Raw genomic sequence first — 24,767 nt, 5'->3', positions numbered from 1 at the left:
TCTTTTATTGCGAGAGTGCCGCTGACATCGCTTCCGGCTCGTTAATCGCCGAGGCGGTCAGGGTGTCAACAATACGTTTAGTCAGACCGGTGAGGACCTTACCAGGGCCAACTTCATACAGATGCTCAACGCCCTGAGAAGCCATAAACTCAACGGTTTTGGTCCACTGCACCGGGCTGTAGAGCTGGCGAACCAGCGCGTTACGGATAGCGTCCGGCGCGGTTTCGCACTTCACATCGACGTTGTTCACAACGGAAATCGTCGGTGCGTTAAAGGTAATTTTTTCCAGCTTAACCGCCAGCTTATCGGCAGCGGGCTTCATCAGCGCGCAGTGAGACGGCACGCTGACAGGCAGCGGCAGCGCGCGCTTCGCCCCTGCAGCTTTACAGGCTGCGCCCGCGCGTTCAACCGCTTCTTTATGACCGGCGATCACCACCTGGCCCGGCGAGTTAAAGTTGACCGGCGAAACCACCTGCCCTTCGGCAGATTCTTCACACGCTTTTGCAATGGAGGCATCGTCCAGACCGATGATGGCAGACATGCCACCCGTTCCTTCCGGCACCGCTTCCTGCATAAACTTGCCGCGCATCTCAACCAGACGCACCGCGTCAGCAAACGCGATAACGCCCGCGCACACCAGCGCAGAGTATTCACCCAGGCTGTGACCGGCGAGCAGAGCAGGCGCTTTACCGCCCTGCTGCTGCCAGACGCGCCACAGCGCGACGGACGCGGTCAGCAGCGCTGGCTGGGTCTGCCAGGTTTTGTTCAGCTCTTCAGCCGGGCCCTGCTGGGTCAACGCCCACAGATCGTAACCCAGCGCATCGGAAGCTTCACGGAAAGTCTCTTCAATGACCGGATAGCTTGCTGCCATTTCAGACAGCATTCCAACGGTCTGAGACCCCTGGCCCGGGAAGACAAAAGCAAATTGCGTCATCTTTTTATCCTTATTTTAGAAACGAACCAGCGCGGAACCCCAGGTGAAACCACCACCGAAGGCTTCAAGCAAGACCAGCTGGCCCCGTTTGATTCGTCCATCGCGTACCGCTTCATCAAACGCGCACGGTACCGACGCCGCAGAGGTGTTGCCGTGACGATCCAGGGTCACCACAACGTTATCCATCGACATGCCAAGTTTTTTAGCGGTCGCGCTGATGATGCGCAGGTTCGCCTGGTGCGGCACCAGCCAGTCCAGCGCGGTGCGCTCAAGGTTGTTCGCTTCCAGCGTCTCTTCAACGATGTGCGCAAGCTCAGTTACCGCGACCTTGAACACTTCATTACCTGCCATTGTCAGGTAAATGGAGTTGTCCGGATTAACGCGATCGGCGTTAGGCAGCGTCAGCAGATCGCCGTAGCGACCGTCGGCATGCAGATGCGTGGAGATGATGCCCGGCTCTTCAGACTGCCCCAGCAGCACTGCGCCTGCACCATCACCAAAAATAATGATCGTGCCGCGATCGGTAGGATCGCAGGTACGCGCCAACACGTCAGCGCCGATCACCAGCGCATATTTTACGGAGCCGGATTTGACGTACTGATCGGCAATGCTCAGCGCATAGGTGAAACCTGCACACGCCGCGGCAACGTCAAACGCCGGGCAGCCTTTAATGCCCAGCATGTTCTGCACCTGGCACGCTGCGCTTGGAAACGCGTGCGTGGCAGAAGTCGTCGCAACGACGATCAGGCCGATTTGTTCTTTATCAATGCCGGCCATCTCGATCGCACGCTGTGCGGCTTCGTAGCCCATGGTCGACACGGTTTCGTCTGGCGCGGCAATACGACGTTCACGGATACCTGTGCGCGTGACAATCCACTCGTCAGACGTATCTACCATTTTTTCCAGATCGGCGTTGGTACGCACGTTTTTTGGCAGGTAGCTGCCGGTACCTAAAATCTTCGTATACATGTACGCTCAGTCACTTTTAGCTAATACAGATTCCAGGCGAGCGGCAATCCGCTGTGGGACTTGTCGCTGCACCGCCTGCACTGCCTGTTCAATTGCGACGGTAAATGCTCGCTGATTGGCCGCACCATGACTCTTAATCACGATACCGCGCAATCCTAACAGACAGGCGCCATTATACTGGTCGGGGTTGAGGTGACTGAATCGCCGCGTCAGGCTTTTTTGTAACCAACGCTTCAATAAAATCAGCCACCAGGACCTTTTTTTCCCTTCTCCCTGCGATTTAAGCAGAGAGAGAAACATTCGCACGACCCCTTCCATGGTCTTCAACGTCACGTTCCCGGTGAAGCCATCACAGACCAATACATCCGTTTTGCCCGTCAACAATTCATTGGCTTCGAGATAACCAATATAGTTGATGGACGGTACCTGTTTGAGTATTTCCGCTGCATCGCGAATACTGTCCAGGCCCTTCGTCTCTTCTTCACCAATGTTTAGCAACGCCACGCGAGGCGCGGTGATTCCGACCACTTCTTCCGCCAGCACCGATCCCATCACGGCAAACTGCGCCAGCATTGTACTATCACAATCCACGTTAGCGCCCAGATCGAGCACCACCGTTTTACCCTTTTGCTGGTGCGGTAACACCGTTACCAGCGCGGGACGCTCAATGCCCTCTATCGGCTTGAGCAGTAATTTCGACAGCCCCATCAGCGCGCCGGTATTCCCCGCGCTGACGCAAGCCTGCGCTCGCCCTTCTTTTACCAGCTCAAGCGCCATTCGCATTGAGCTGCCGCGGCTATTGCGAATAGCCTGCGATGGTCGCGCATCACTGGCAATAACTGACTGCGCAGGGATAATCTGCAGACGCGAACGTTGTTCGAAGTCAGCTTTTGCGAGTAATGGCGTGATTGCGTCGGGATTGCCGACTAAAAGAAGTGTGAGTTGCGAATTAGAATTCAGTGCCTGCAGTGCTGCAGGCACTGTCACGGAGGGACCGAAATCTCCCCCCATGACATCTAACGCCAGGGTTAGACGTGTCAAGGTATCGTCGCAGCCTGGTTCGGTATGTTCCCCGCTTTCACGGGGAAACCCTCACTAAGCCTAATCACGCTTGCGCGTGATTACTTAGTGATAACCTTGCGGCCGCGGTAGAAACCGTCAGCGGTGATGTGGTGACGCAGGTGTTTCTCACCAGAAGTCTTGTCTACAGACAGGCTGGTAACTGCGGTCAGCGCGTCATGGGAACGACGCATGCCACGTTTGGAACGGGTTGGTTTATTCTGTTGTACGGCCATGGACCTTACTCCTCAATTACTTACGCTTTAAGCTGGCTAATACGGCAAATGGGTTTGGTTTTTGCGCTTCAACAGGCAGTTCCCCAAAGACCATGTCCGCCTCGGACACTTCACAGTGTTCAGAATCATGCACCGGAACTACCGGCAAGGCGAGGATGACTTCATCTTCAACCACTGCCAGCAGATCGATTTCACCGAATTCGTTAACCTCAATCGGCTCATACGCTTCCGGGAGTGCTTCAGCCTGTTCGTCGGAACGAACCGGGCTAAAACAATACGTTGTGTGAACATGCTGTGTGAACGGTTTCCCGCAACGCTGACATTCGAGCGTTACCGTCACCTTTGCATCGCCGGTTAAAACGGCAAGGCGCTGGTTATCGATAGCAAACGACATGGAGCATTCCACATCACTGTCCACACTGACTACAGATGCGGCAATACGCTCAGCCTGATCGGAAGAATAGATACCTTCGTAATCGAGGCGTTTTTGAGCCGTACGTACCGGATCAAGAGTCAGGGGTAATTTTACCTTTTGCATAGGGCGCGCATATTAACTTTGTAACGTCATAGAGTCAAAGAAAAAGGCAACCACAGCTGCCTTTTGCCAATTATTCGCACACATTGCGGCCTGTAGTTTAAAATGGCTGGCATCGATACGCTATATCTGGTGATAAAAATATGCCAAATCTCGTTCTCGCCTCCACGTCACCCTACCGCAGAATGCTGCTGGAAAAGCTCGGCATTCCGTTTGAATGTGCAGCACCGGAGGTTGACGAAACGCCACAGCCTGGGGAGTCGCCGCGTCATCTGGTGACCCGGCTGGCGCAGGAAAAGGCACAATCGCTGGCCGCGCGCTATCCCGCACATCTGATTATAGGCTCGGATCAGGTTTGCGTGCTGGACGGCGAAATTACCGGCAAGCCGCATACCGAGGAGAATGCCTGCAGGCAGCTGATGCGCGCCCGCGGCAGCATCGTGACCTTCTATACGGGACTTGCGCTCTATAACTCTGCCGCCGGGCATCTGCAAACCGAGTGTGAGCCGTTTGACGTCCACTTCCGCCACCTCAGCGAGCAGGAGATTGTAGATTACGTGCGCCGGGAGCGGCCGCTGAACTGCGCGGGAAGCTTTAAAAGCGAAGGGCTGGGTATTGCGCTGTTCGAAAAGCTGGACGGGCGCGACCCGAATACGCTGGTTGGCCTGCCGTTAATCGCGCTGTGCCAGATGTTACGGCGAGAAGAATTTAATCCGCTGACGGCGTGATGCCCTCACCCACAGGAGAGGGAGAAAAACATGTAGGCCGGGTACGCGCCACGCCACCCGGCACAAAATCAGCCGCGCAGAACTTTCAGACAGCGTTTCAACTGCTCATCCAGCGGCGCTTCGATACGAATCACCTCACCGGTATTCGGATGGGTAAACTTCAGCGCTGCCGCATGCAGGAACAGGCGTGACAGTCCCGTACCCGCCAGCTGCTTATCAAACTCGCGATCCCCATAGCGGTCGTCAAAGGCGATCGGATGCCCGGCAAACTGGGTATGCACGCGGATCTGGTGGGTTCTGCCCGTAACGGGGCTACAGCGCACCAGGGTGGCAAACTCGTACCGTTCCTCAACCTTGAAGCGCGTCTCGGACGGTTTACCTTCCTGATTCACCCGCACGATGCGCTCGCCGCTCTGCAAAATATTCTTCAACAGCGGAGCCTGCACCACTTTAACGTGGGACTGCCACTGGCCGCGAACCAGCGCCAGATAATCTTTCTGCATCCCCTTTTCGCGAAGCTGCTCATGAAGGGAGCGCAGCGCGGACCGCTTCTTCGCTACCAGCAGCACGCCGGAAGTATCGCGGTCAAGACGGTGGACGAGCTCAAGGAAGCGCGCTTCCGGGCGCAGCGCGCGCAGCCCTTCGATCACGCCAAAGCTTAACCCGCTGCCGCCGTGCACTGCCGTGCCGGACGGTTTATTCAGCACCAGAATGTGGTCGTCCTCATAAAGGATAACGTCGCTCAGCGCCGCAACCTTCTGCAGCTTAGGCGATACCGCTTCTTCTTCTCGCTCGGCAACGCGCACCGGTGGAATACGCACTTCATCACCGGCCTCAAGCTTGTACTCTGGCTTGACGCGCTTTTTATTTACCCGCACCTCGCCCTTGCGCAGGATGCGGTAGATCATGCTCTTTGGCACGCCCTTCAACTGGGTGCGCAAAAAGTTATCGATACGTTGCCCCGCGTAGTCATCCGCGATAGCAACCATTTTTACGGCTGGAGTCTCTGTTTTCATGGTTGGCGATTCTAAATATCGTCAGGCATTAGCGCCACTCATTTTTCTATGCTTATATTTACTTTTATCCGGCCTGCTCGTCGTTTCGCGCAATCGATTTGGTGGTTATTAAACCAATCACCACCGCGAAGTGGAGAAACTGTGAGTAACCGGGTGATAATTGGTAAAAGTCATCTTGCTATAACCCGGCGAGCAGTGGAATAATGAAGCCGTTTTCCGTGTTAAATCCTGGTTAAGTAAGGAAATCGACGGAATGACCAATTTTGTCTGACCGATCATCAACGCAGCAATGGCGTAAGACGTATTGATCTTTCAGGCAGTTAGCGGGCTGCGGGTTGCAGTACTTCCCGGTATAAGGATTGTTTTCTGGAGAGTGTTCCCAGGCAATTCCCCTGATAAATGCGCTGTATTTCCGTATGAAATACAGGCAACCGACACTTTGCGCCTCTTAAGCGAGCGACAACCGTGAGGTTGGCGACGTGAATAGACACGAGGCCATCGGTTCATACCCCGGAAAGCGTCACCTTGCCCGCAGCTTTGTCGTCAATGTAAGAATAACGAGTAAGTTACGATGAAAAGAATGTTAATCAACGCAACTCAGCAAGAAGAGTTGCGTGTCGCCCTTGTGGATGGGCAGCGCCTGTACGATCTGGATATCGAAAGTCCTGGACACGAACAGAAAAAAGCGAACATTTACAAAGGCAAGATCACCCGCATTGAACCCAGCCTTGAAGCTGCATTTGTCGATTACGGTGCTGAGCGTCATGGTTTTCTCCCTCTCAAAGAAATCGCCCGCGAATATTTCCCCTCCAACTATAACGCCCACGGTCGTCCGAACATTAAAGATGTTCTGCGCGAAGGCCAGGAAGTTATCGTTCAGATCGATAAAGAAGAGCGTGGCAATAAAGGCGCCGCACTCACCACCTTTATCAGCCTGGCGGGGAGCTATCTGGTTCTGATGCCAAACAACCCGCGTGCGGGTGGTATCTCACGCCGTATCGAAGGTGATGATCGTACCGAGCTGAAAGAAGCGCTGGCTAGCCTTGAGCTGCCGGACGGCATGGGGCTTATCGTACGTACCGCGGGCGTGGGCAAATCTGCCGAAGCGCTGCAGTGGGACCTGAGCTTCCGCCTGAAGCACTGGGAAGCGATCCAAAAAGCAGCGGAAAGCCGCCCTGCTCCGTTCCTGATCCACCAGGAAAGCAACGTTATCGTACGTGCCTTCCGTGACTACCTGCGTCAGGACATCGGCGAAATTCTGATTGATAACCCGAAAGTGCTTGAGCTGGCTCGCCAGCACATCGCCGCGCTGGGTCGTCCAGATTTCACCAGCAAAATTAAGCTGTACACCGGTGAAATTCCGCTGTTCAGCCACTACCAGATTGAATCCCAGATTGAGTCCGCCTTCCAGCGTGAAGTGCGTCTGCCGTCCGGCGGTTCTATCGTTATCGATACCACCGAAGCGCTGACCGCTATCGACATCAACTCCGCCCGCGCGACGCGCGGTGGCGATATCGAAGAGACGGCCTTCAACACCAACCTTGAAGCCGCTGATGAAATCGCCCGCCAGCTTCGCCTGCGCGACCTGGGCGGTCTGATCGTTATCGACTTCATCGACATGACGCCGGTTCGCCACCAGCGCGCGGTGGAAAACCGCCTGCGCGAAGCGGTGCGCCAGGACCGTGCGCGTATCCAGATCAGCCATATTTCTCGCTTTGGCCTGCTGGAGATGTCCCGTCAGCGTCTGAGCCCGTCGCTGGGCGAATCCAGCCACCACGTCTGCCCGCGCTGTTCCGGTACGGGTACCGTTCGCGACAACGAATCCCTTTCCCTCTCCATTCTGCGCCTGATTGAAGAAGAAGCGCTGAAAGAGAACACGAAAGAGGTTCACGCCATTGTCCCTGTGCCGGTGGCCTCTTACCTGCTGAACGAAAAACGTGCGGCGGTGAGCGCAATCGAATCGCGTCAGGGCGGCGTTCGCTGCATCATCGTGCCAAACGACGAGATGCAAACTCCGCATTACCACGTTCTGCGCGTGCGTAAAGGCGAAGAGACTAGTACCCTCAGCTACCTGCTGCCGAAGCTGCATGAAGAAGAGATGGCGCTGCCATCCGATGAAGAGCCTGCCGAGCGTAAATTGCCTGAGCAGCCTGCACTGGCAACCTTCATCATGCCGGAAGCGCCGCCGGAAGCCGTACTGGAAAAACCAGCCGCTAAGCCTGCTGCACAGAAACCTGCCGCTCCGGCTGCAAAAGCACAGCCAGAAGAGCCAGGCCTGCTGAGCCGCTTCTTCGGCGCGCTGAAGAAGATGTTTGCGGGTGAAGAGCCTCAGGCGGAGCAACCAAAAGAAGCGCCGAAAGAAGCCAAACCAGAGCGTCAGCAGGATCGTCGCAAGCGTCAGAACAACCGTCGCGATCGTAACGACCGCAATGACCGTAACGAACGCGGCGATCGCAGCGAGCGTCGTGACAACCGTTCAGACAATAACGAAGGACGCGAGCAGCGCGACGAGAACCGTCGTAACCGCCGCGAGAAGCAACCGCAAAACGTTGAAGATCGCGAAGTTCGTCAGCAGCCGGTCGACGAGTCTGAAAAAACCAAACAGCGTGACGAGCAGCAGCCTCGCCGCGAGCGCAGCCGTCGTCGCAACGACGAGAAGCGCCAGGCGCAGCAGGAAGTTAAAAACCTGAATCGCGAAGCACCTGTTGAACAGCAGGACGCCGAGCAGGAAGAACGTACCCAGGTTATGCCGCGTCGCAAGCAGCGTCAGCTGGCGCAGAAGGTTCGCGTTGGCGAAGCGCAGGTGGAAGAAACTGCAGTTATTGCCGCGGAGCCTGCCGAAAGCGTTCAGGGTACCCAGCTTGCGAAGGTCGATCTGCCAGCCGTGGTGGAAAACAGCGTTGAGCAGGATGACAACGGCGAAGGTCGTGAAAACGCCGGCATGCCGCGTCGCTCACGTCGTTCTCCGCGCCATCTGCGCGTAAGCGGGCAGCGTCGTCGTCGTTACCGCGACGAGCGTTACCCGACTCAGTCACCGATGCCGTTAGCCATCGCCTGTGCTTCCCCGGAAATGGCCTCCGGTAAAGTCTGGATCCGCTATCCGGTTGCTCGCCCTGAGCAGGCGGTTGAAGAACAGACCGTAACCGAAGAGGTGATTGCACCGGTCGCCGCTGTTGAAGCTGTTGAGACTGAAACCGCGACCGTTGTTGAGCCACAGGTTGTTGAAACGGCTCCGCAGGCCGTTGAAGTGGAAACTACGCATCCGGAAGTGATTGCAGCGCCGGTCGACGCCGCGCCGCAGATTATCGCCGAAGAAGATGCGGCAGTAGCGGAAGAGATCGTGGAAGAGGTACAGCCTGCCGCGCCGGTTGAGGAAACCCCTGAAGCAGTCGTTGAAACCGCTGTTGAAGAGGTTGTTGTGCCGGTTGAGGTTGCCGTCGAGCCCATTCGCGAACCTGCTCCAGCAGAAGTGAAAGCGCCGGAAGTGAAGCCTGAGCCGGTTGTTGCAGCCGCCGCTCACGTGGCTAGTGCCCCGATGACGCGCGCACCAGCACCAGAGTATGTGCCGGAAGCACCGCGCCACAGCGACTGGGTACGCCCTGACTTCAACTTCGACGGTAAAGGTTCTGCGGGGGGTCACAGTGCTACGCACCAGGCGACCGCTCCGGCAACCCGTCCACAGTCCGTTGAGTAAGCGACTATAGCGTGAAAAGCCGACCTCCGGGTCGGCTTTTTTATTGCCCCTTCCCGGTCGACCTCATCCCGGCAATCTCCGGCATCACCTTTCGCATCATCTCCAGGAAAAGCCGCAGGCGCGCGGGATAGTAGCGTGACCACGGGTACACCAGATGCACCGGCAGAGCCGACGGATGCCATTCGGGCAGCACGTGCACCAGCCTTCCCGCCTGAATATCCTCTTTCACCGCCCAGCTTGACACCACCGCAGCGCCCAGCCCGGTCAGCGCGGTCTTACGCGCCACGTACAGGCTGTCCGTGCTCAGGCGCGGGGCGATCGTCAGCCGCCGTGCCTGATTCGACTCGCCGTTGAAAAGCTCAATATGGCGCTGATAAAAGGTGCTGATGGCAACCCACGGCAGCGCCTCGAGATCCTCAGGCTGGTTAATTGCCGGTGCGCGCGCGAGGAGTTCAGGAGAGGCCACGACCGAACGCGGCACTTCGGCCAGCAGCACGGAGACGGTCGCCGGGTCAACGTCGGCACCCACGCGGATAGCGCAGTCAAGGTTATCGCCCAGAAAATCAACGGAGCTGTCATTGAGTACCCACTCAACGGACAGCTGGGGGTAGCGCTGCAAAAATTCGGTGAGCGGAGCCAAAAGCTGATCCTGCCCAAAGGCGTGCGGCGCACGCACCCGCAGCACGCCGACCGGCTCGTCTTCGGCATGGGCGACCTCATCCTCCAGCGCCAGCCAGCTGTCTATCACACGCCGCGCGTGCTGATAGCAGCGCTCCCCGTCATCGGTCAGCCGCGTGGTGTGGGTTGTACGCAGCAGCAGCCGCACGCCCAGCAGCGTTTCCAGCGACTGCAACCGTCTGCTCACCGTTGCCTGCGTCGTCTCAAGCTGCCTGGCCGCCGCCGAAAGGGAGCCAGCCTCGACGATGCGCACAAAGGTGCGCATCAGCTCCACCCTGTCTATACGCTCTGTTCGCTTCATTTATTCAATTGCCATACGTTGAACGTATAAGCGTTTTACCACCGCGCCATCTACCGCCGCAAGGCGCAATGGTGAAAAATCCCCTCACATTCTGATTGAGGAACACTTATGAACACCACAACGTCCCCCCGCGCCGTCAGCCGCTGGGTCATTTTCATGCTGGCGCTGGGCGCTGGTTTTAGCGTGGCATCCATTTACTATGCCCAGCCCCTGCTGCCGCTGATGGGCAGCGATCTGCACCTGAGCATCGAAGGCATGGGGATGGTTCCAACGCTCACCCAGGCGGGCTATGCGTTCGGCATTCTGTTCCTGCTGCCGCTTGGCGACCGCCACGATCGCCGGACGTTGATCCTGATAAAAAGCGCGGCGCTGGCCCTTTTCCTGCTGGGCTGTAGCCTGACCGCGCAGCTGCATTCGCTGCTGCTGGCAAGCCTGCTTATCGGGATGGCCGCCACCATGGCGCAGGACATCGTGCCCGCCGCCGCCATCCTTGCCCCGGAAGGTCAGCAGGGCAAAACCGTCGGTACGGTGATGACCGGCCTGCTGCTTGGGATCCTGCTCTCCAGAACCGTCAGCGGCGTTGTCGGCGAGGCGTTTAGCTGGCGGCTGATGTACCAGCTGGCCGCCGCGAGCATCGCCTTTATCGGTGCGATAATGTGGGCCGTTCTCCCCCGCTTTGCCGTCCACTCGACGCTGAGCTACCCCGCGCTGATGCACTCAATGGCGCATCTGTGGCGACGCTATCCGGCGCTGCGCCGCGCTGCGCTGGCGCAGGGCTTTCTCTCGGTTGCCTTCAGCGCATTTTGGTCAACGCTGGCGATGATGCTGCTTGAGCGCTACCACATGGGCAGCGCCGTGGCGGGCGGCTTTGGGATTGCAGGGGCGGCAGGCGCGCTCGCGGCGCCTCTGGCAGGTGGCCTGGCCGACAGGCTGGGCGCAGGAAAAGTCACGCAGCTGGGTGCCGCGCTGGTCACCGTCGCCTTTGCGCTGATGTTTGTCATGCCCTGGCTTGGGGTTTATGGACAGCTTGCCCTGATCGCCGTTTCCGCCGCGGGCTTTGACCTCGGCCTGCAGTCAAGCCTGGTGGCGCACCAGAACCTGGTCTACAGCCTTGAGCCGCAGGCGCGCGGTCGCCTGAACGCCCTGCTGTTTACGGTGGTGTTTATCGGCATGGCGCTCGGCTCTGCGGCAGGCAGCAAGATTTATACCCTGGCGGGCTGGTCCGGCGTTGTCGCGCTGGCGACGCTCTGCGGAGCGATTGCGCTGGCAATCCGCCTGATTGAAAACGCCCGCGTCGCGTCCGCTCAGGCAGAAATTGCATAAAAAAAATGCCCAATCCAGCGCACCGGATTGGGCAGACAAAACATGTCCAGTTTCAAGACATGCTCTAAGAGGTCAAACCTTATCGGTTCAGCTGGAACAGAGACATGCCCTGCATATCGCTGAACGCCTTATAGGATGCCTGCAGCGCCGCCTGCTGCATGGTGTAGGAGGAAATCGCCGCGTTCCAGTCCACGTCCACCAGATCGCTCATCTGCTGCGTCTGGCCCAGCGCGCGGTCGTCGCCCAGGGTGTCCAGCTTTTCCAGCTCGCTCATCTTGGTGCCCACGTCGGCCACCACCGTCAGGACGTTGTTCTGCGCGTTCTTGATGCCGACCTGCGAGTTGGCGATAACCTGGCTCTGCGCCGCCGCGGCCGCCGGATCGTTTTCAATCGGCGTCTTTAGCGAGGCAATCGCGCCGTCGAGGATCTTGAACATGTTGGTTTCACCATATCCGCCCCCCGGCAATTCCTGCGCGTTGCTGGTAATGCTGTCGAAAATTTGCGTGCCGGTGTGGCTGATGGTCATGTTGCGCGCCGTGTCCACCTGCTGAGTGATGGCCTCAGCGCCGCCGTTATAATCCCCGGTTGCGGCATCAAACGGCGCGCTTTCCGTTTTGTACCCGGCAAAGATATAGCGGCCGTTGCCGTCGGTGGTGTTCGCCAGGTTCATCAGCTGATCGCGAAGGCCCTGCAGGTCGGTTGCCAGCGATAAACGGTCGTCATCGCTCAGCGTACCGTTTGCGGCGTAGACGAGCTTCTCGCGCACGCCGGAGAGCGCCGTATCCACCTGGGATAAGACGTTATCTTCCAGAGAGACCTTTTGGGTGGCAAAGGTACGCGCGAGGGCGAACTGGCTGTTCTGCGACTGGGACTGCGTCAGCACGATAGCCTGCGACGCCGCGATCGGGTCGTCCGACGGGCGGTTCACGCGCTTGCCGGTGGACATCTGCTCACCGTAGCTCAGCCACCTGCTCTGGGAATCGGTGATCCCCCGCATGTTCTGTTCGTACATCATCTGGGTGCTAATACGCATGGTTCATTCCACCCTTAGCGAATATTGATAATTGCGTCGAAAAGCGTGCTGGCCGTCTGCAGCACCTGCGCGTTGGCGAGGTAATACTGCTGATAGCGCTGCAGGTTGCCGTACTCTTCATCCAGGTTGACGCCGGAGATGGACTGCTGCTGCTTCGTCAGCTGAACGACGACGTTAGCCTTCGTTTCGGTGCTCGACTTCAGCGTCGCGGTGGTGCTGCCCACGGTGCTGACCAGCGAGGCATAGGCATCGTTGAAGGTTTTATTGCCGCCGACAACCTTGCTGTTCTGCAGATCCAGCATTTTCTGGCCGTTGCGGTTGTCGCTCTCACCGCCGTCGTCCGCCTGCGCCATCGCCAGCTTTGACTCATCGCTTATCGCCAGGTCCATGTTCATGATGACGTCAGAAACCGGCTTCACGATAAAGCTGTCCTTCGCGCTGGCCGCGCCGCTCACGTTGACGTTCAGGCCGTCAAAGGAGAGATTGCCGCTGGCGTCCGGGCTCAGGGTAAAGCTGGTCTTGTCCGCGGTGCGGGTTACGGTCCAGTCGGTGCCGTTGAACTGCAGCTTGTAGTCCGTCGCCTGCACCTTGGTGCTGTCCGTCACCGAGGCGGTAACGGACGCCGTGCCGCTGTTTTTGCTGTTGCTCAGCACCGCCGGGGAGCCGAAGTCAAACAGCTTGCCGCCCGCGTCGCCGTTGGCATCAAAACCGGCCTGATGCTGCTTGTTCATCGCATCCGCGAAGGCCAGCGCCATCTGGTTCAGGTTGTTGCGCGCCTTGTCCAGGTCTTCATTGCGGAACGTCAGCAGCCCGCCTAACGACCCGGTCGTAATCAGCTTCTCGGGCACTTCCACGTTTCCGGCCACGTCATCCACGTAGGCAATGGTGGTGCGCCCGGGATCCGCGCTCGATTTCACCGCCGCCAGCTGGTTCGCTTTGCTGCCCTGCACCAGGCTGTAGCCGTTGCCGAAGGAGACGTTATAGGTGCCGCTGTCCTGCACCGAGACCTCTACGCCAACAATCTTGTTCAGCTCGGTCACCAGCTGGTCGCGCTGGTCGAGCAGCTCGTTTGGCGATGCGCCCGCGCCGACGCCGGTGAGGCGAGAAATCTGATCGTTGAGGTTGGCGATCTGTTTGGCGTAGTTATTGATCTGATCGACGCTGGTCGAAATGGCGGTATTCACCTGCGCATCCTGCTCGCGCAGGTACTGGTCGTTGGTTTTAAACTGATTGACCAGGCCATCCGCCTTGCCCAGCACCGTCTGGCGCGCCGCCGGATCTTCCGCGTTGCTGACCAGCGTTTGCAGGCTTTTAAAGAAATCCTGCAGGGTGGTGGAGAGCGAATTGGTGGTATCAGACAGCACGTCGTCGATTTTCGACATCTGCTGGTAGCGCGTGGTCAGGCCGCTGCTCTGGGTCTGGGCCGCGCGCAGCTGGTTGGTGATGAACGCATCATACTCACGCTGAACACCTGAAACGTAAACCCCGTTACCGACCCAGCCGCCGCCGGTCAACGTGCTGTTGGATGCCCCCAGCACGGTGGACTGACGGGTGTATCCCGCCACGTTATAGCTTGAAATGTTATTACTGACGGTATTAAGTGCCGCCTGGGCAGCACTGAGGCCACTCATGGCGCTGTTAATCAAACCGGACATGGGAGTTCCTTTTATACATTCAGACACGAGTCCTGATGAAGGTTATCGGCAGCCTCCATCGGGACTTGAGAGCTTTCAGAACAGTTTTTCCAGATCTGTGCTATAGGCTTTGCTGACCTTCTCGCCCATCGCTTTTAGCTGCTGAATCATGCTGGTGAGCTTGCGCGCGTAGTTGGGATCGGTCGCGTAGCCGGCGTTTTGCAGCGCCTGCGCGCCCTGCTCAGGCGTCGCGGCCTGCGTGACGGCGGCGTAGCGCGGGTTGCGGCTCAGCACGCCCACGTAGTCGGACAGCGCTTCCAGATACGAGCTGTAGACGCGGAATTTGGCCTTCACCTTCACCGCCGCGCCGTTTTCATACTCGGTGGTGGTGATTTCCGTGGTCGGCCCTTTCCAGCTGGAGGTGGCCTTAACGCCAAAGATGTTGAAGCTCGGATCGCCGTTTTCCCGGCGGATCTGGCGCTGGCCCCAGCCCGACTCCAGCGCGGCCTGCGCCAGGATCAGGTGGTGCGGCACGCCGCTCTGCTCGCTCGCCAGACGCGCGGGCAGAGAAAGCTGGGCCAGGAAGTCTTTGCTGTCGCCGGAGAGCGGCTCGTCGCTGGTCGCGGCGGGTTTCGGCACCGCTTTACGCACCATCTGGGTCAGCGCCTGATTCTGATAGCTGGTCACCGTTTCCAGCGAGAACTTCATCGGCACCTGCTGCGGCTCGCCTTCCGGCTGAACGCCCTGCGCCGCTTCGGTCTGCTTGACGATCATGTCGGCCAGGCCGAGCCCTTTTCCGGCAGTCATCTGCTGCGCAATCTGTTGGTCATACAGGCTGGTGTAAAGCCGCGTGGAGTCGCTGCTGAAAATGCCGTCCTTCGGCAGCGCCTCGCGCATGCTTTTCAGCATCATCTGCACGAACATCCCCTCCACCTGGCGGGCCACCGGGCGGATGTTTCCGGCCGGATCTTTGCCCGCGTTGGATTTCAGCTCGTTAAGCGACTGGGCATCCCAGGCCGCGCTGGTCAACAGTTTGCTATCGGTCAGCATCAGATGATTTCCAGTTTGGCGCGCAGGCAGCCCGCGCTTTGCATCGATTGCAGAATGGACATCAGGTCCATCGGCGTGGCGCCCAGCGCGTTCAGGGCGCGGACGACGCTGTTGAGGTTGGCGCTGGAGCGCACGCTCTGGAGCGAGCCGCCGCTCTGGCGCAGGTCAATCTGGGTTTGCGGGGTCACCACCGTCTGCCCGCCGCCAAACGGCGTGTCCGGCTGGCTCACGTTCGCGCTGCGGTTGACCGTCACGGAGAGGTTACCCTGCGCCACGGCGCAGCTGTCCAGCGTCACCTCGCGGTTCATCACCACCGATCCGGTGCGGGAGTTGATAATGACCTTCGCGTCCTGAAGCGGCACGTTGACTTCCATATTCTGGATATCCGCCAGCATGCGCACCTGATTGCTGCTGCCCGTCGAGGTGCGGATCTGCACCGTGCGCGCATCCAGCGCGGTGGCGCTGCCGTAGCCGCGGCTGCGGTTGATGGTGTCCGCAATCTGCTGCGCCATCGTGAAGTCTTCGTTGTTCAGCTGCAGGTTGATGGTGTTGCCGGAGCCAAACTGCGTCGGCAGCTCGCGCTCGATAATCGCCCCGTTGGTAATGCGCCCGCCGTTCAGCTGGTTAACCTGCACGCTGCTGCCGCCCGCTGAAGCACCCGCGCCGCCGACCAGGATGTTGCCCTGCGCCAGCGCGTAGACCTGGCTGTCGACCCCTTTCAGCGGGGTCATCAGCAGCGTTCCGCCGCGCAGGCTCTTGGCGTTACCCATTGAGGAAACCACCACGTCGATGGTTTGCCCCTGGCGCGCAAAGGCCGGGAAGGAGGCGGTGACCATCACCGCCGCCACGTTTTTCAGCTGCATGTTGGTGCCCGTCGGTACGGTAATACCGAGCTGGGAGAGCATGTTGTTCAGGCTCTGCGTGGTGAACGGCGTCTGGGTCGTCTGGTCACCCGTACCGTCCAGCCCCACGACCAGGCCGTAGCCGATCAGGGAGTTTTCTCGCACGCCCTGCACGCTGGTGAGATCGCGTATGCGGTCGGCCTGGGCAAACGTTGCCACCAGCGCCAGCGCCACGGCGAAGAGGGATTTAAACATGGATCACCTCGCTTACATCGGCGATAAGTTAAGGAAGAAGCGCTGCAGCCAGCCCATATTTTGCGCTTCGTTGATGTAGCCGTTGCCGACGTACTCAATGCGCGCATCCGCCACCTGCGTGGACGGTACGGTGTTGCTGCCGCTGATGGTGCGCGGGTTCACCACGCCGGAGAAGCGGATAAACTCGGTTCCCTGGTTGATGGCGATCTGTTTTTCACCCACGACGTGCAGGTTGCCGTTCACCAGCACCTGGTCAACCGTCACCGTCAGCGTTCCGCTAAAGGTATTGCTGGCGTTCGCGCCGCCTTTGCCGTTAAAGGTGTTGCCGCCGGAGGCATCCATATCGGCACGCGCGTTGCCAAACAGGCCCTGCAGGTAGCGGGGTACGGTGTCGAAACCGAAATTGGTTTTGCCATCGCGGCTGGCGTTCGCGGACGAGCTTTTGCTCGCGCTGACGTTTTCCTGCAGCACAATGGTCAAGGTATCGCCGATATTGCGCGGACGGCGATCCTCAAACAGCGGCTGATAGCCGTAGTTAATCGGCTGCGCGGTCTGGAAAATAGAGCCGTTTACCACCGGCGCGGGGCCGGGGACGGGTTGGGCGGTTGTCGCACCCTGCACCAACGGTTTAGAGGGTATCCAGGCACATCCGCTGAGGGAGACGGCCAGAACAGTCAGTATCGGATAACGAAACGCCGCGTTTTTTTGCATTGCCTTCATCTTCGAAAACAGGGAGCCGACGCGGCGTTTACCGCGCCGGACCGCCCTTTAGAGTTGCGTCAGTTTTTGCAGCATCTGGTCGGTCGTCGACACTGCTTTACTGTTAATTTCATACGCGCGCTGAACCTGGATCATATTGACCAGCTCTTCCGCCACGTTCACGTTAGAGGTTTCAACATAGCCCTGGTACAGCAGACCCGCGCCGTTCAAGCCGGGAGTACTTTCATTTGGCGTACCGGAGGATTGCGTTTCGGTGTAGAGGTTCTCACCGATGCTTTCCAGGCCGGTATCGTTCATGAAGGTGGTGAGGTTCAGCTGTCCAACCTGAACCGGCGCCGCCTGCCCCTGCTGGGTCACGCTCACGATGCCGTCGCGACCGATGGTAATGGTCAGGGCGTTCGCCGGGATAGTGATGGCAGGCTGCACCTGGAAACCGCCCGCCGTTACCAGCTGGCCGTTCTGATCTACCTGGAAGGAGCCGTCGCGGGTGTAGGCAGAGGTGCCGTCAGGCAGCTGCACCTGGAAGAAGCCCTGGCCCTTGATCGCCACGTCCTTGCTGTTGTTGGTCTGCGACAGGTTGCCCTGGCTGTGCAGACGCTCGGTCGCCACCGGGCGCACGCCGGTACCAATCTGTAGGCCAGACGGCAGCGTGGTCTGCTCGGAAGACTGAGCGCCCGGCTGGCGAATGGTTTGATAAAGCAAATCTTCGAATACCGCACGCTGACGCTTAAACCCGTTGGTGCTGACGTTTGCCAGGTTGTTGGCAATCACATCCATGTTGGTTTGCTGCGCGTCCAGGCCGGTTTTCGCGATCCATAAAGAGCTGATCATAAGGAGTCCTGTTAACCCATAGCCAGAAGTTGGTTAGCCTTGCTTTCGTTTTCGTCCACGCCGCTAATCACCTTCATCTGCATTTCGAAACGGCGGGCGCTGGCGATCATGTCGCTCATGGCCGCGACCGGCTTGACGTTACTGCCTTCCAGCACGCCGGACATCACGCGGATGGTCGGATCGGCCTGAAGGACCGGACCGCGCGCGGCCTGCGCCGCTGGCGTCAGACGGAACATGCCGTCATCACCGCGCAGCACGTCCCGGCCTTCCGCCTTCACCAGCTTGAGCCGCCCGACAGGCGCCACGGTATTCGCCGGATCGCCCGGGTTCAGCGCCGAGATAGTCCCGTCCGCCGCGATGGTCAGCTCTGAGCCTTCCGGCACGGTGAGCGGCCCCGCTTCGCCCATCACCGGGTGACCCTGAATGGTCAACTGCCCGGTCGCGCTGACCTGGATGTTACCGTTGCGGGTGTAGCCTTCGCTGCCGTCCGCGGTCTGCACCGCCAGCCAGCCGTCCTGCTGAAGCGCCACGTCCAGCGGACGCGAGGTATAGTCCATCTGACCCGGCGTCATGTCTGCGCCCGGCGTTGAGGCCGTCACCAGCGTGCGCGTCGGCAGCGAAAGCCCTTCAACCGGCACCGCGCGCAGCGCGTTGAGCTGCGCACGAAAGCCGGGCGTGGAGGCGTTTGCCAGGTTGCTGGCGGTAACGGCCTGCTGATTGAGCGTCTGGCTTGCCGCGCCCATCGCCGTGTATATTGCGTGATCCATAGCGCTTTCCCGTCAGCCTGTTAACGCAGGTTAACCAGCGTGTTGAGGATCTGGTCCTGGGTTTTGATGGTCTGCGCGTTGGACTGGTAGTTACGCTGCGCGACGATCATATTGACCAGCTCTTTGCTCAGATCCACGTTGGAGGCTTCCAGCGCGCCGTTGGTCAGCTTGCCGAAGTTGCCGGTGCCCGCGGTGCCCAGCAGCGCCACGCCGGAGGACTGGGTCGCAGACCAGACGTTGTCGCCTTCGGACTGCAGGCCTTCGTTGTTGGCAAAGTTCGCCAGCACGATCTGCCCCAGCACCTGGGTCTGTTCGTTGGAGTAGTTACCGACCACGGTACCGTCGTCGTTGATCTGGTAGCTCACCAGGTCGCCCGGCTTGAAGCCGTTCTGGTTGGTGGCCACGATGTTGTTCGCACCGGTGTTCTGCTGCATGGAGTTCTGGAAGCTCAGGGCGAACGTCGCAGGCGTCGCGCCGCTGATGGAGCCGGTGGTGATATCGATAGCCGGGGTGGCGTTAGGCGTTGTGCTCAGCACGCCCGCGGCATCGTAGTTGTAAACGCCCGCCAGGTTGCCGTTGTTGTCGAAGCTCATCTGCGCCGCTTTTTTGGCGGCTGAACCCGCTACGCTGCCGTCCTGGGTGTAGAGATCCCACTTGTTGTCCGCCGTTTTCACGTAGTAGACGTACATGTTGTGGGCGTTACCCTGGCTGTCGAAGACGGTCACGGTCCCTTTTTTGTTGTAGGTGTCCGGGTTGGCGGCATCAAACGGATCGGTCTGCGCGGCGTCCGTGGAGTTCAGGTTGATCTGCTGCGTCGCCGTGGTGGTGGATTTCGCCGCCATCAGGGTGTTCGGGATGGTGATCGCCTGCGGGTTTGCGCCGGTCTGCACCGTTGGCGGCGTGCCGGCAACCGGATAGCCGGTCAGCTGCATGCCCTGCATGTTCACCAGCGTGCGGTTTTCATCCAGCTTAAACTGGCCGTTACGGCTGTAGAACACGGAACCGTTCGAATCCACCATGCGGAAGAAACCGTTCTGGCTGATCGCCACGTCCAGGCCGCGGCCGGTGTTGGTGGTGGTACCGTCGGTGAAGTCCTGGGTGATCCCGGCGACTTTAACGCCCAGGCCCACTTTGGAACCGGCAAACATGTCTGCGAAAGACGCCGTACCGGATTTAAAACCGTAGGTCGCGGAGTTGGCGATGTTGTTGCCAATGACGTCCAGGTTGGTGGCCGCAGCATTCAGGCCGCTGACCGCTTGAGAAAAGGCCATGACTTACTCCTGATAAGTGTTAAGGCTTAGATAATCTGCCGAACTTCGTCGAGCGTGGTGGTACCGGAAGTACCCAGATCCAGTGTGTTGCCGTCGCTGCCCTTAATGACGCCCTGCACCAGCGCGAACTGCAGCGGCTGCGCCACCAGCTGGGTGGTGCCATTGCTGGCGTTGATCGCCACCTTGTAGGAACCATTCGGCGCCGTGGTGCCGTCCGTCAGGCTGCCATCCCAGGTAAAGGTATGAACGCCCGCCTTCAGCGCGCCGATTTCAATCGTGCGCACCACCGTGCCGTTGGCATCGGTGATGGTCGCCGTCACCTTGTCCGCCGGCTGCTGCAGCTCAACGCCAAACGGCGTGGTGGTGGTGGTCGTCGTGCCGTCCGTGGTGCTGCTGCCCGCCAGAATGGTGGTGCCCGGGATCATCACGCCGTGTCCAATCAGGTTTGCGGCCTGCAGGGACTGGCTGTTGTCGATCTGGCCCGAGACGGAGCCGAGCGTGGTGTTGAGCTTCTCGATGCCGCTGACGGTGCTGATCTGCGCAAGCTGCGTGGTCAGCTCGTTGTTCTGCATCGGGTTGGTCGGGTCCTGGTTTTTGAGCTGCGCAACCAGCAGCGTCAGAAAGCTGCTCTGCAGATCGTTGGCGCTGCTTCCGGTGAGGGATTTGCTGCCGGAAGCGCTGCTCGCGCCACTGACGCCAGCGTTGGTGGGGTCATTAAGATTTACGGCGATGGACATGCTTGTCTCCTTTACTGGCCGAGAGTGAGCGTTTTGAGCATCATGCTCTTCACGGTATTGAGCACTTCGACGTTGGCCTGGTAGCTGCGCGAGGCGGACATGGAGTTCACCATTTCCCCCACCACGTCCACGTTAGGCATTTTCACGTAGCCGCTGGCGTCAGCGAGAGGGTTGCCGGGCTCGTACACCAGCCTGTCGGGGGCCTGGCTTTCCACCACGTCAGCGACTTTTACGCCGCCCGTTGCCGCGCCGGGCGCAGCGTCAACCTGAAAGACCACCTGCTTCGCGCGGTACGGCTGGCCGTCCGGGCCGGTGACGCTGTCGGCGTTCGCCAGGTTACTGGCCGCCACGTTCAGGCGCTTCGACTGCGCCGTGAGCGCCGAGCCGGCGATATCAAAAATATTCAGCAAGGCCATTTATCAGTTGCCCCCCTGCAGGACGTTCATCATGCCTTTGATTTGCCCGCCGAGGACGGTCAGGCCCATCTGGTACTTGAGGCTGTTATCGGCGAACTGCGTGCGCTCCCGGTCCATATCCACGGTGTTACCGTCGAGAGAGGGCTGGTCGGGAATGCGGTACAGTAAATCCGTTGCCGGTGCGGTCATCGCCTGAGCGGGAATATGGCGAGAGGAGGTCATCGCAAGCGCGACCCCCGTTCCTTCGGCGCGTCCGCGCTCCATCACTTTTTTAAGCTCACTGGAAAAATCAATATCGCGCGCCTGAAACCCGGGGGTGTCCGCGTTCGCGATATTCGCGGCTAAAATCTCCTGCCGCTGGGCGCGCAAGTTGAGCGCTTCCTGCTGAAAACGTAGCGCGGCGTCGAGTTTATCGAGCATGTCTCCTCCGCTGATGGCAAAATTTCAGTTCACAGCTTAAATCTCAAGGGGTCGCCCCTATCGAAGGAATAAGCGCAAAATGCGTCGCTATTTGTTGCGTTGATGCAAAACCACTGCAGGTAGAATTTGCTCAACTCAGGAAACGGTGGAACTTGCGATGCGGACGTTAAAACGAGGCCTGGCGGCGGCCTTTATGCTTTTAAGCCCCCTGGTGCAGGCTGACGATCTCAACGGCCAGCTGGCCGCGTTTTTTACGCAGCAGCTGGCAGGCTTTAGCGATGAGGTGGTGATTAACGTGCGCACGCCGCCCAACCTGCTGCCCTCCTGCGAAGCGCCGTCCTTTAGCGTGACCGGCAGCGCCCGCCTGTGGGGCAATGTGAACGTGCTGGCGCGCTGTCCCGGCGAAAAGCGCTATTTACAGGTTGCCGTTCAGGCGACGGGGAATTATGTTGTTGCCGCCCAGCCGATCGCCCGCGGCAGCGTGCTGCAGGCCAGCAGCGTGACGCTCAAGCGCGGCCGCCTGGATCAGCTTCCGCCAAAAACGATGCTGGATATCAGCCAGGCTCAGGAGGCGGTCACCCTGCGCGACGTGGCGCCGGGCCAGCCGATTCAGCTCTTTATGCTGCGTCAGGCGTGGCGGGTGAAAGCCGGGCAGCGCGTGATGGTGGTGGCCAACGGCGACGGCTTTAGCATCAACGGCGAAGGAAAGGCGCTCAACAACGCTGCCGTGGCGCAAAACGCCCGCGTCAGAATGTCTTCAGGCCAGGTGGTGAGCGGCACCGTCGATACCGATGGGAATATTCTGATTAACCTATAATCTTTTTAAAGATTTCACGGCGACTGCCGATAAATATTCAACGAATGATGAGAGCAGGCGCCATCGCCGCGAACCCTCGATGAGGACAACCCTATGAGCATTGATCGTACATCAGCCCTGAAGCCGGTTAGCACTGTACAACCTCGCGAAACAAGCGACGCGACGCCGCAGAAAACGCGTCTGGAAAAAACGTCGACGGCCAATAGCACCAGCGTCACCCTGAGCGACGCGCAGTCAAAACTGATGCAGCCGGGCGGCAGCGATATCAACATGGAGCGCGTTGAAACGCTGAAAAACGCGATCCGCAACGGCGAACTGAAGATGGATACCAGCAAAATTGCTGATGCGCTGATTCAGGAAGCACAGAGTTTCTTACAGAGTAACTAACCGCATGAGTCGACTGTCAGAAATACTGGATCAGATGACGGTTGTTCTGAACGACCTGAAAACCGTAATGGACGCGGAACAGCAGCATCTTTCTTCCGGTCAGATCAACGGCAGCGCGCTGCAGCGCATTACGGAAGATAAAAGTTCGCTGCTGGCGACGCTGGACTATCTGGAGCAGCAGCGCCGCGCGGAGCAAGATTCGACGCGCAGCGCCAACGACGACATTATCGAGCGCTGGCAAACCATCACGGAAAAGACCCAGCATCTTCGCCATCTCAACCAGCACAACGGCTGGCTGCTGGAAGGGCAGATTGAGCGCAATCAGCAGGCTCTTGAGGTGTTGAAGCCCCATAAAGAGCCTGGCCTGTACGGTGCGGATGGACAAGCATCGCCGTCGCGGCTGAACGGTGGGAAAAAGATTTCGATTTGACGCCTACGCGGCAGGTCATGCAGCGGGGAGCACCATGCGGTGGCTCCCCTTTTCTGTTTACGCCGTTCGGCGAGCAAACTCTTTTACTTTGAATCCGAGCACCGCCAGGGTCGCAAAGTACGCCACAACCCCGACGACCACCACGGCGAACAGGCGCAGCAGGCGGTATGGCATCGTGCCGACCGACCAGTCCGGCATCACGTACAGCATGCCGACGAGCGCCGCCGACATCACCAGCACGGCAACCACTAAACGCACCAGGAAGCTCGCCCAGCCCGGCTGCGGCGTAAAGATGTCCTGCTTGCGCAGCTGCCAGTAAAGCAGCGAGGCGTTCAGACAGGCTCCCAGACCAATCGACAGCGACAGGCCGGCATGCCTGAGCGGGCCGATAAACGCCAGGTTCATCAGCTGCGTCATCACCAGCGTGACGATGGCGATTTTAACCGGCGTTTTAATGTCCTGACGGGAGTAGAAGCCCGGCGCCAGCACCTTCACGACGATCAGCCCCATCAGCCCGACGGAATAGGCCACCAGCGCGCGCTGGGTCATCGCGGCGTCGAACGCGGTAAATTTGCCGTACTGGAACAGCGACACGGTCAGTGGCTTCGCCAGAATCCCCAGCGCCACCGCGCTCGGCAGCGCCAGCAGGAAGCAGAGGCGCAGCCCCCAGTCCATCAGGCGACAGTACTCGTCGTGGTTGCCGCTGGCGAAGCTTTTCGACAGCGACGGCAGCAGAATGGTCCCCAGCGCCACGCCCAGCACGCCGGACGGAAACTCCATCAGGCGGTCGGCGTAGTACATCCAGGAGACCGAGCCGGAGACGAGGAAAGAGGCGAAGATGGTGTTGATGATCAGTGAGATCTGGCTGACGGAGACGCCCAGAATCGCCGGGCCCATCTGCCTGATGACGCGCATCGCCCCGGCATCGCGGAAGTTAATGCGCGGCAGCACCAGCATGCCAATCTTTTTCAGGTGCGGAAGCTGGTAGGCCAGCTGCAATACCCCGCCCACGGTGACGGCCCACGCCAGCGCCAGAATCGGCGGGTTGAAGTGCGGCGCGGCGAACAGCGCAAAGCCGATCATGCTGACGTTCAGCAGCGTCGGCGCAAAGGCCGGTACGGAAAAGCGGTTCCAGGTATTGAGGATCGCCCCCACCAGCGAGGCCAGCGAGATCAGCAGAATATAGGGGAAGGTAATGCGCAGCAGCTGCGAGGTCAGCGCGAATTTATCCGCGGTGTCGGCGAAGCCCGGCGCGGTGACCATGATCACCCACGGCGCGGCCAGCATCCCCAGCACGGTGACCACCGCCAGCGCCAGCGTCAGCAGGCCGGATACGTAGGAGACAAACACCCGGGTCGCCTCTTCGCCCTGCTTGCTTTTGTACTCGGCGAGGATCGGCACAAACGCCTGCGAGAATGCCCCCTCGGCGAAAATACGGCGCAGCAGGTTCGGCAGCTTGAACGCCACGAAGAAGGCGTCCGTTGCCATTCCGGCACCAAAGATCCTTGCCACAATCGCGTCCCGCGCAAAGCCAAGCACGCGAGAGAACATGGTCATCGAGCTGACGGCAGCCAGCGATTTTAATAAGTTCATTAACGTGAATTTCCACAACCACACGGCAAAACGCCTGCAGTGCAGGCGTTGAAGAAGCGCTTAGTCTACCCGGATTTCAACGAATTACTAT

At 59.3% G+C, this 24,767-nt stretch carries 25 protein-coding genes; 6 read left to right on the top strand and 19 right to left on the bottom strand.

Translation table 11 applies throughout. The features are described 5' to 3' along the window. Positions 1-4 precede the first annotated feature (4 nt). The 5 genes from fabD to yceD all read right to left on the bottom strand — a co-directional run bounded on the left by fabD (position 5) and on the right by yceD (position 3,736). Positions 5-934 (bottom strand): ACP S-malonyltransferase, encoded by a 930-nt coding sequence (gene fabD / locus AB8804_RS19165; RefSeq protein ID WP_371189047.1) that lies wholly within the window; start codon positions 932-934, stop codon positions 5-7. 15 nt (positions 935-949) lie between these two features. After that, complete coding sequence (locus AB8804_RS19160; protein ID WP_371189045.1) at positions 950-1,903, bottom strand: beta-ketoacyl-ACP synthase III; 954 nt, start codon at positions 1,901-1,903, stop codon at positions 950-952. Positions 1,904-1,909: 6 nt separating this feature from the next. Continuing rightward, a complete protein-coding gene (gene plsX / locus AB8804_RS19155) occupies positions 1,910-2,944 on the bottom strand; it encodes a phosphate acyltransferase PlsX (protein ID WP_371188976.1) in 1,035 nt (344 codons plus the stop codon). Positions 2,945-3,024: 80 nt separating this feature from the next. After that, positions 3,025-3,198 (bottom strand): 50S ribosomal protein L32, encoded by a 174-nt coding sequence (gene rpmF, locus AB8804_RS19150; RefSeq protein ID WP_003857964.1) that lies wholly within the window; start codon positions 3,196-3,198, stop codon positions 3,025-3,027. 16 nt (positions 3,199-3,214) lie between these two features. Then, positions 3,215-3,736 carry a 23S rRNA accumulation protein YceD gene (gene yceD, locus AB8804_RS19145; protein ID WP_371188965.1) on the bottom strand — a complete coding sequence of 174 codons (522 nt, stop codon included), beginning with the start codon at positions 3,734-3,736 and terminating at the stop codon, positions 3,215-3,217. 140 nt (positions 3,737-3,876) lie between these two features. On the opposite strand from yceD, the gene AB8804_RS19140 reads away from it, so the two are divergent. Next, complete coding sequence (locus AB8804_RS19140; RefSeq protein ID WP_371188963.1) at positions 3,877-4,461, top strand: nucleoside triphosphate pyrophosphatase; 585 nt, start codon at positions 3,877-3,879, stop codon at positions 4,459-4,461. A 68-nt stretch (positions 4,462-4,529) separates the two neighbouring features. Here the strand turns inward: AB8804_RS19140 and rluC are convergent, their stop codons facing one another. Continuing rightward, positions 4,530-5,477, bottom strand: coding sequence for a 23S rRNA pseudouridine(955/2504/2580) synthase RluC (gene rluC, locus AB8804_RS19135; RefSeq protein ID WP_371188961.1), 948 nt, complete (start codon positions 5,475-5,477; stop codon positions 4,530-4,532). A gap of 571 nt (positions 5,478-6,048) precedes the next feature. Between rluC and rne the strand changes: the two genes are divergently transcribed. After that, positions 6,049-9,171, top strand: a complete 3,123-nt coding sequence (gene rne, locus AB8804_RS19130) for a ribonuclease E (protein WP_371188959.1) — start codon at positions 6,049-6,051, stop codon at positions 9,169-9,171. Between the two features lie 40 nt (positions 9,172-9,211). Here rne and AB8804_RS19125 read toward each other — a convergent pair whose 3' ends face one another. Next, positions 9,212-10,150, bottom strand: coding sequence for a LysR family transcriptional regulator (locus AB8804_RS19125; protein ID WP_371188957.1), 939 nt, complete (start codon positions 10,148-10,150; stop codon positions 9,212-9,214). A gap of 108 nt (positions 10,151-10,258) precedes the next feature. On the opposite strand from AB8804_RS19125, the gene AB8804_RS19120 reads away from it, so the two are divergent. Next, positions 10,259-11,473 (top strand): MFS transporter, encoded by a 1,215-nt coding sequence (locus AB8804_RS19120; protein ID WP_371188955.1) that lies wholly within the window; start codon positions 10,259-10,261, stop codon positions 11,471-11,473. Between the two features lie 79 nt (positions 11,474-11,552). Here AB8804_RS19120 and flgL read toward each other — a convergent pair whose 3' ends face one another. The 11 genes from flgL to flgB all read right to left on the bottom strand — a co-directional run bounded on the left by flgL (position 11,553) and on the right by flgB (position 21,449). After that, complete coding sequence (flgL, locus tag AB8804_RS19115; RefSeq protein ID WP_371188953.1) at positions 11,553-12,506, bottom strand: flagellar hook-associated protein FlgL; 954 nt, start codon at positions 12,504-12,506, stop codon at positions 11,553-11,555. A 14-nt stretch (positions 12,507-12,520) separates the two neighbouring features. Next, positions 12,521-14,161 carry a flagellar hook-associated protein FlgK gene (gene flgK / locus AB8804_RS19110; RefSeq protein ID WP_371188951.1) on the bottom strand — a complete coding sequence of 547 codons (1,641 nt, stop codon included), beginning with the start codon at positions 14,159-14,161 and terminating at the stop codon, positions 12,521-12,523. Between the two features lie 75 nt (positions 14,162-14,236). Continuing rightward, entirely contained in the window at positions 14,237-15,190 is a 954-nt protein-coding gene (gene flgJ / locus AB8804_RS19105; RefSeq protein ID WP_371188949.1) for a flagellar assembly peptidoglycan hydrolase FlgJ, read from the bottom strand. Further along, complete coding sequence (locus AB8804_RS19100) at positions 15,190-16,287, bottom strand: flagellar basal body P-ring protein FlgI (protein WP_371188947.1); 1,098 nt, start codon at positions 16,285-16,287, stop codon at positions 15,190-15,192. The genes flgJ and AB8804_RS19100 overlap by 1 nt, the downstream gene beginning before the upstream one ends. Before the next feature lie 12 nt (positions 16,288-16,299). Continuing rightward, positions 16,300-16,998 (bottom strand): flagellar basal body L-ring protein FlgH, encoded by a 699-nt coding sequence (flgH, locus tag AB8804_RS19095; protein ID WP_371188945.1) that lies wholly within the window; start codon positions 16,996-16,998, stop codon positions 16,300-16,302. Between the two features lie 57 nt (positions 16,999-17,055). Next, positions 17,056-17,838 carry a flagellar basal-body rod protein FlgG gene (gene flgG / locus AB8804_RS19090; RefSeq protein ID WP_112009338.1) on the bottom strand — a complete coding sequence of 261 codons (783 nt, stop codon included), beginning with the start codon at positions 17,836-17,838 and terminating at the stop codon, positions 17,056-17,058. Positions 17,839-17,849: 11 nt separating this feature from the next. Beyond that, complete coding sequence (locus tag AB8804_RS19085; protein ID WP_371188943.1) at positions 17,850-18,605, bottom strand: flagellar basal body rod protein FlgF; 756 nt, start codon at positions 18,603-18,605, stop codon at positions 17,850-17,852. Positions 18,606-18,625: 20 nt separating this feature from the next. Next, a complete protein-coding gene (gene flgE / locus AB8804_RS19080) occupies positions 18,626-19,876 on the bottom strand; it encodes a flagellar hook protein FlgE (protein ID WP_371188941.1) in 1,251 nt (416 codons plus the stop codon). A 26-nt stretch (positions 19,877-19,902) separates the two neighbouring features. Next, complete coding sequence (gene flgD / locus AB8804_RS19075) at positions 19,903-20,613, bottom strand: flagellar hook assembly protein FlgD (RefSeq protein WP_371188938.1); 711 nt, start codon at positions 20,611-20,613, stop codon at positions 19,903-19,905. Positions 20,614-20,624: 11 nt separating this feature from the next. After that, complete coding sequence (flgC, locus tag AB8804_RS19070) at positions 20,625-21,029, bottom strand: flagellar basal body rod protein FlgC (protein WP_371188936.1); 405 nt, start codon at positions 21,027-21,029, stop codon at positions 20,625-20,627. A gap of 3 nt (positions 21,030-21,032) precedes the next feature. Beyond that, positions 21,033-21,449, bottom strand: coding sequence for a flagellar basal body rod protein FlgB (gene flgB / locus AB8804_RS19065; RefSeq protein ID WP_371188934.1), 417 nt, complete (start codon positions 21,447-21,449; stop codon positions 21,033-21,035). A gap of 157 nt (positions 21,450-21,606) precedes the next feature. Between flgB and flgA the strand changes: the two genes are divergently transcribed. The 3 genes from flgA to flgN all read left to right on the top strand — a co-directional run bounded on the left by flgA (position 21,607) and on the right by flgN (position 23,083). Beyond that, positions 21,607-22,266, top strand: coding sequence for a flagellar basal body P-ring formation chaperone FlgA (gene flgA / locus AB8804_RS19060; RefSeq protein ID WP_371188931.1), 660 nt, complete (start codon positions 21,607-21,609; stop codon positions 22,264-22,266). Positions 22,267-22,359: 93 nt separating this feature from the next. After that, a complete protein-coding gene (flgM, locus tag AB8804_RS19055; protein ID WP_371188929.1) occupies positions 22,360-22,653 on the top strand; it encodes a flagellar biosynthesis anti-sigma factor FlgM in 294 nt (97 codons plus the stop codon). A gap of 4 nt (positions 22,654-22,657) precedes the next feature. Beyond that, on the top strand, positions 22,658-23,083 hold the full coding sequence (gene flgN / locus AB8804_RS19050; protein ID WP_371188927.1) for a flagella biosynthesis chaperone FlgN: 426 nt from the start codon (positions 22,658-22,660) through the stop codon (positions 23,081-23,083). Positions 23,084-23,140: 57 nt separating this feature from the next. On the opposite strand, the gene murJ is transcribed toward flgN, so the two are convergent. Beyond that, the gene (gene murJ, locus AB8804_RS19045; protein ID WP_371188925.1) at positions 23,141-24,676 is read right to left on the bottom strand and encodes a murein biosynthesis integral membrane protein MurJ; all 1,536 of its coding nucleotides are present in this window, start codon (positions 24,674-24,676) and stop codon (positions 23,141-23,143) included. Positions 24,677-24,767 lie beyond the last annotated feature (91 nt).

Origin of the sequence: Enterobacter sp. KBR-315C3_2022 (assembly GCF_041399425.1) — a bacterium.
Classification (GTDB): Bacteria; Pseudomonadota; Gammaproteobacteria; order Enterobacterales; family Enterobacteriaceae; genus Enterobacter.
The sequence above is the reverse complement of the archived record's forward strand: the minus strand, read 5'-3'. Positions and strand labels throughout refer to the sequence as shown.

Excerpts from the sequence above, each read along its gene's own strand:
- fabD (WP_371189047.1), bottom strand. The coding sequence starts at position 934 with ATGACGCAATTTGCTTTTGTCTTCCCGGGCCAGGGGTCTCAGACCGTT.
- AB8804_RS19160 (WP_371189045.1), bottom strand. The coding sequence starts at position 1,903 with ATGTATACGAAGATTTTAGGTACCGGCAGCTACCTGCCAAAAAACGTG.
- rpmF (WP_003857964.1), bottom strand. The coding sequence starts at position 3,198 with ATGGCCGTACAACAGAATAAACCAACCCGTTCCAAACGTGGCATGCGT.
- yceD (WP_371188965.1), bottom strand. The coding sequence starts at position 3,736 with ATGCAAAAGGTAAAATTACCCCTGACTCTTGATCCGGTACGTACGGCT.
- AB8804_RS19140 (WP_371188963.1), top strand. The coding sequence starts at position 3,877 with ATGCCAAATCTCGTTCTCGCCTCCACGTCACCCTACCGCAGAATGCTG.
- rluC (WP_371188961.1), bottom strand. The coding sequence starts at position 5,477 with ATGAAAACAGAGACTCCAGCCGTAAAAATGGTTGCTATCGCGGATGAC.
- rne (WP_371188959.1), top strand. The coding sequence starts at position 6,049 with ATGAAAAGAATGTTAATCAACGCAACTCAGCAAGAAGAGTTGCGTGTC.
- AB8804_RS19125 (WP_371188957.1), bottom strand. The coding sequence starts at position 10,150 with ATGAAGCGAACAGAGCGTATAGACAGGGTGGAGCTGATGCGCACCTTT.
- AB8804_RS19120 (WP_371188955.1), top strand. The coding sequence starts at position 10,259 with ATGAACACCACAACGTCCCCCCGCGCCGTCAGCCGCTGGGTCATTTTC.
- flgL (WP_371188953.1), bottom strand. The coding sequence starts at position 12,506 with ATGCGTATTAGCACCCAGATGATGTACGAACAGAACATGCGGGGGATC.
- flgK (WP_371188951.1), bottom strand. The coding sequence starts at position 14,161 with ATGTCCGGTTTGATTAACAGCGCCATGAGTGGCCTCAGTGCTGCCCAG.
- flgJ (WP_371188949.1), bottom strand. The coding sequence starts at position 15,190 with ATGCTGACCGATAGCAAACTGTTGACCAGCGCGGCCTGGGATGCCCAG.
- AB8804_RS19100 (WP_371188947.1), bottom strand. The coding sequence starts at position 16,287 with ATGTTTAAATCCCTCTTCGCCGTGGCGCTGGCGCTGGTGGCAACGTTT.
- flgH (WP_371188945.1), bottom strand. The coding sequence starts at position 16,998 with ATGCAAAAAAACGCGGCGTTTCGTTATCCGATACTGACTGTTCTGGCC.
- flgG (WP_112009338.1), bottom strand. The coding sequence starts at position 17,838 with ATGATCAGCTCTTTATGGATCGCGAAAACCGGCCTGGACGCGCAGCAA.
- AB8804_RS19085 (WP_371188943.1), bottom strand. The coding sequence starts at position 18,605 with ATGGATCACGCAATATACACGGCGATGGGCGCGGCAAGCCAGACGCTC.
- flgE (WP_371188941.1), bottom strand. The coding sequence starts at position 19,876 with ATGGCCTTTTCTCAAGCGGTCAGCGGCCTGAATGCTGCGGCCACCAAC.
- flgD (WP_371188938.1), bottom strand. The coding sequence starts at position 20,613 with ATGTCCATCGCCGTAAATCTTAATGACCCCACCAACGCTGGCGTCAGT.
- flgC (WP_371188936.1), bottom strand. The coding sequence starts at position 21,029 with ATGGCCTTGCTGAATATTTTTGATATCGCCGGCTCGGCGCTCACGGCG.
- flgB (WP_371188934.1), bottom strand. The coding sequence starts at position 21,449 with ATGCTCGATAAACTCGACGCCGCGCTACGTTTTCAGCAGGAAGCGCTC.
- flgA (WP_371188931.1), top strand. The coding sequence starts at position 21,607 with ATGCGGACGTTAAAACGAGGCCTGGCGGCGGCCTTTATGCTTTTAAGC.
- flgM (WP_371188929.1), top strand. The coding sequence starts at position 22,360 with ATGAGCATTGATCGTACATCAGCCCTGAAGCCGGTTAGCACTGTACAA.
- flgN (WP_371188927.1), top strand. The coding sequence starts at position 22,658 with ATGAGTCGACTGTCAGAAATACTGGATCAGATGACGGTTGTTCTGAAC.
- murJ (WP_371188925.1), bottom strand. The coding sequence starts at position 24,676 with ATGAACTTATTAAAATCGCTGGCTGCCGTCAGCTCGATGACCATGTTC.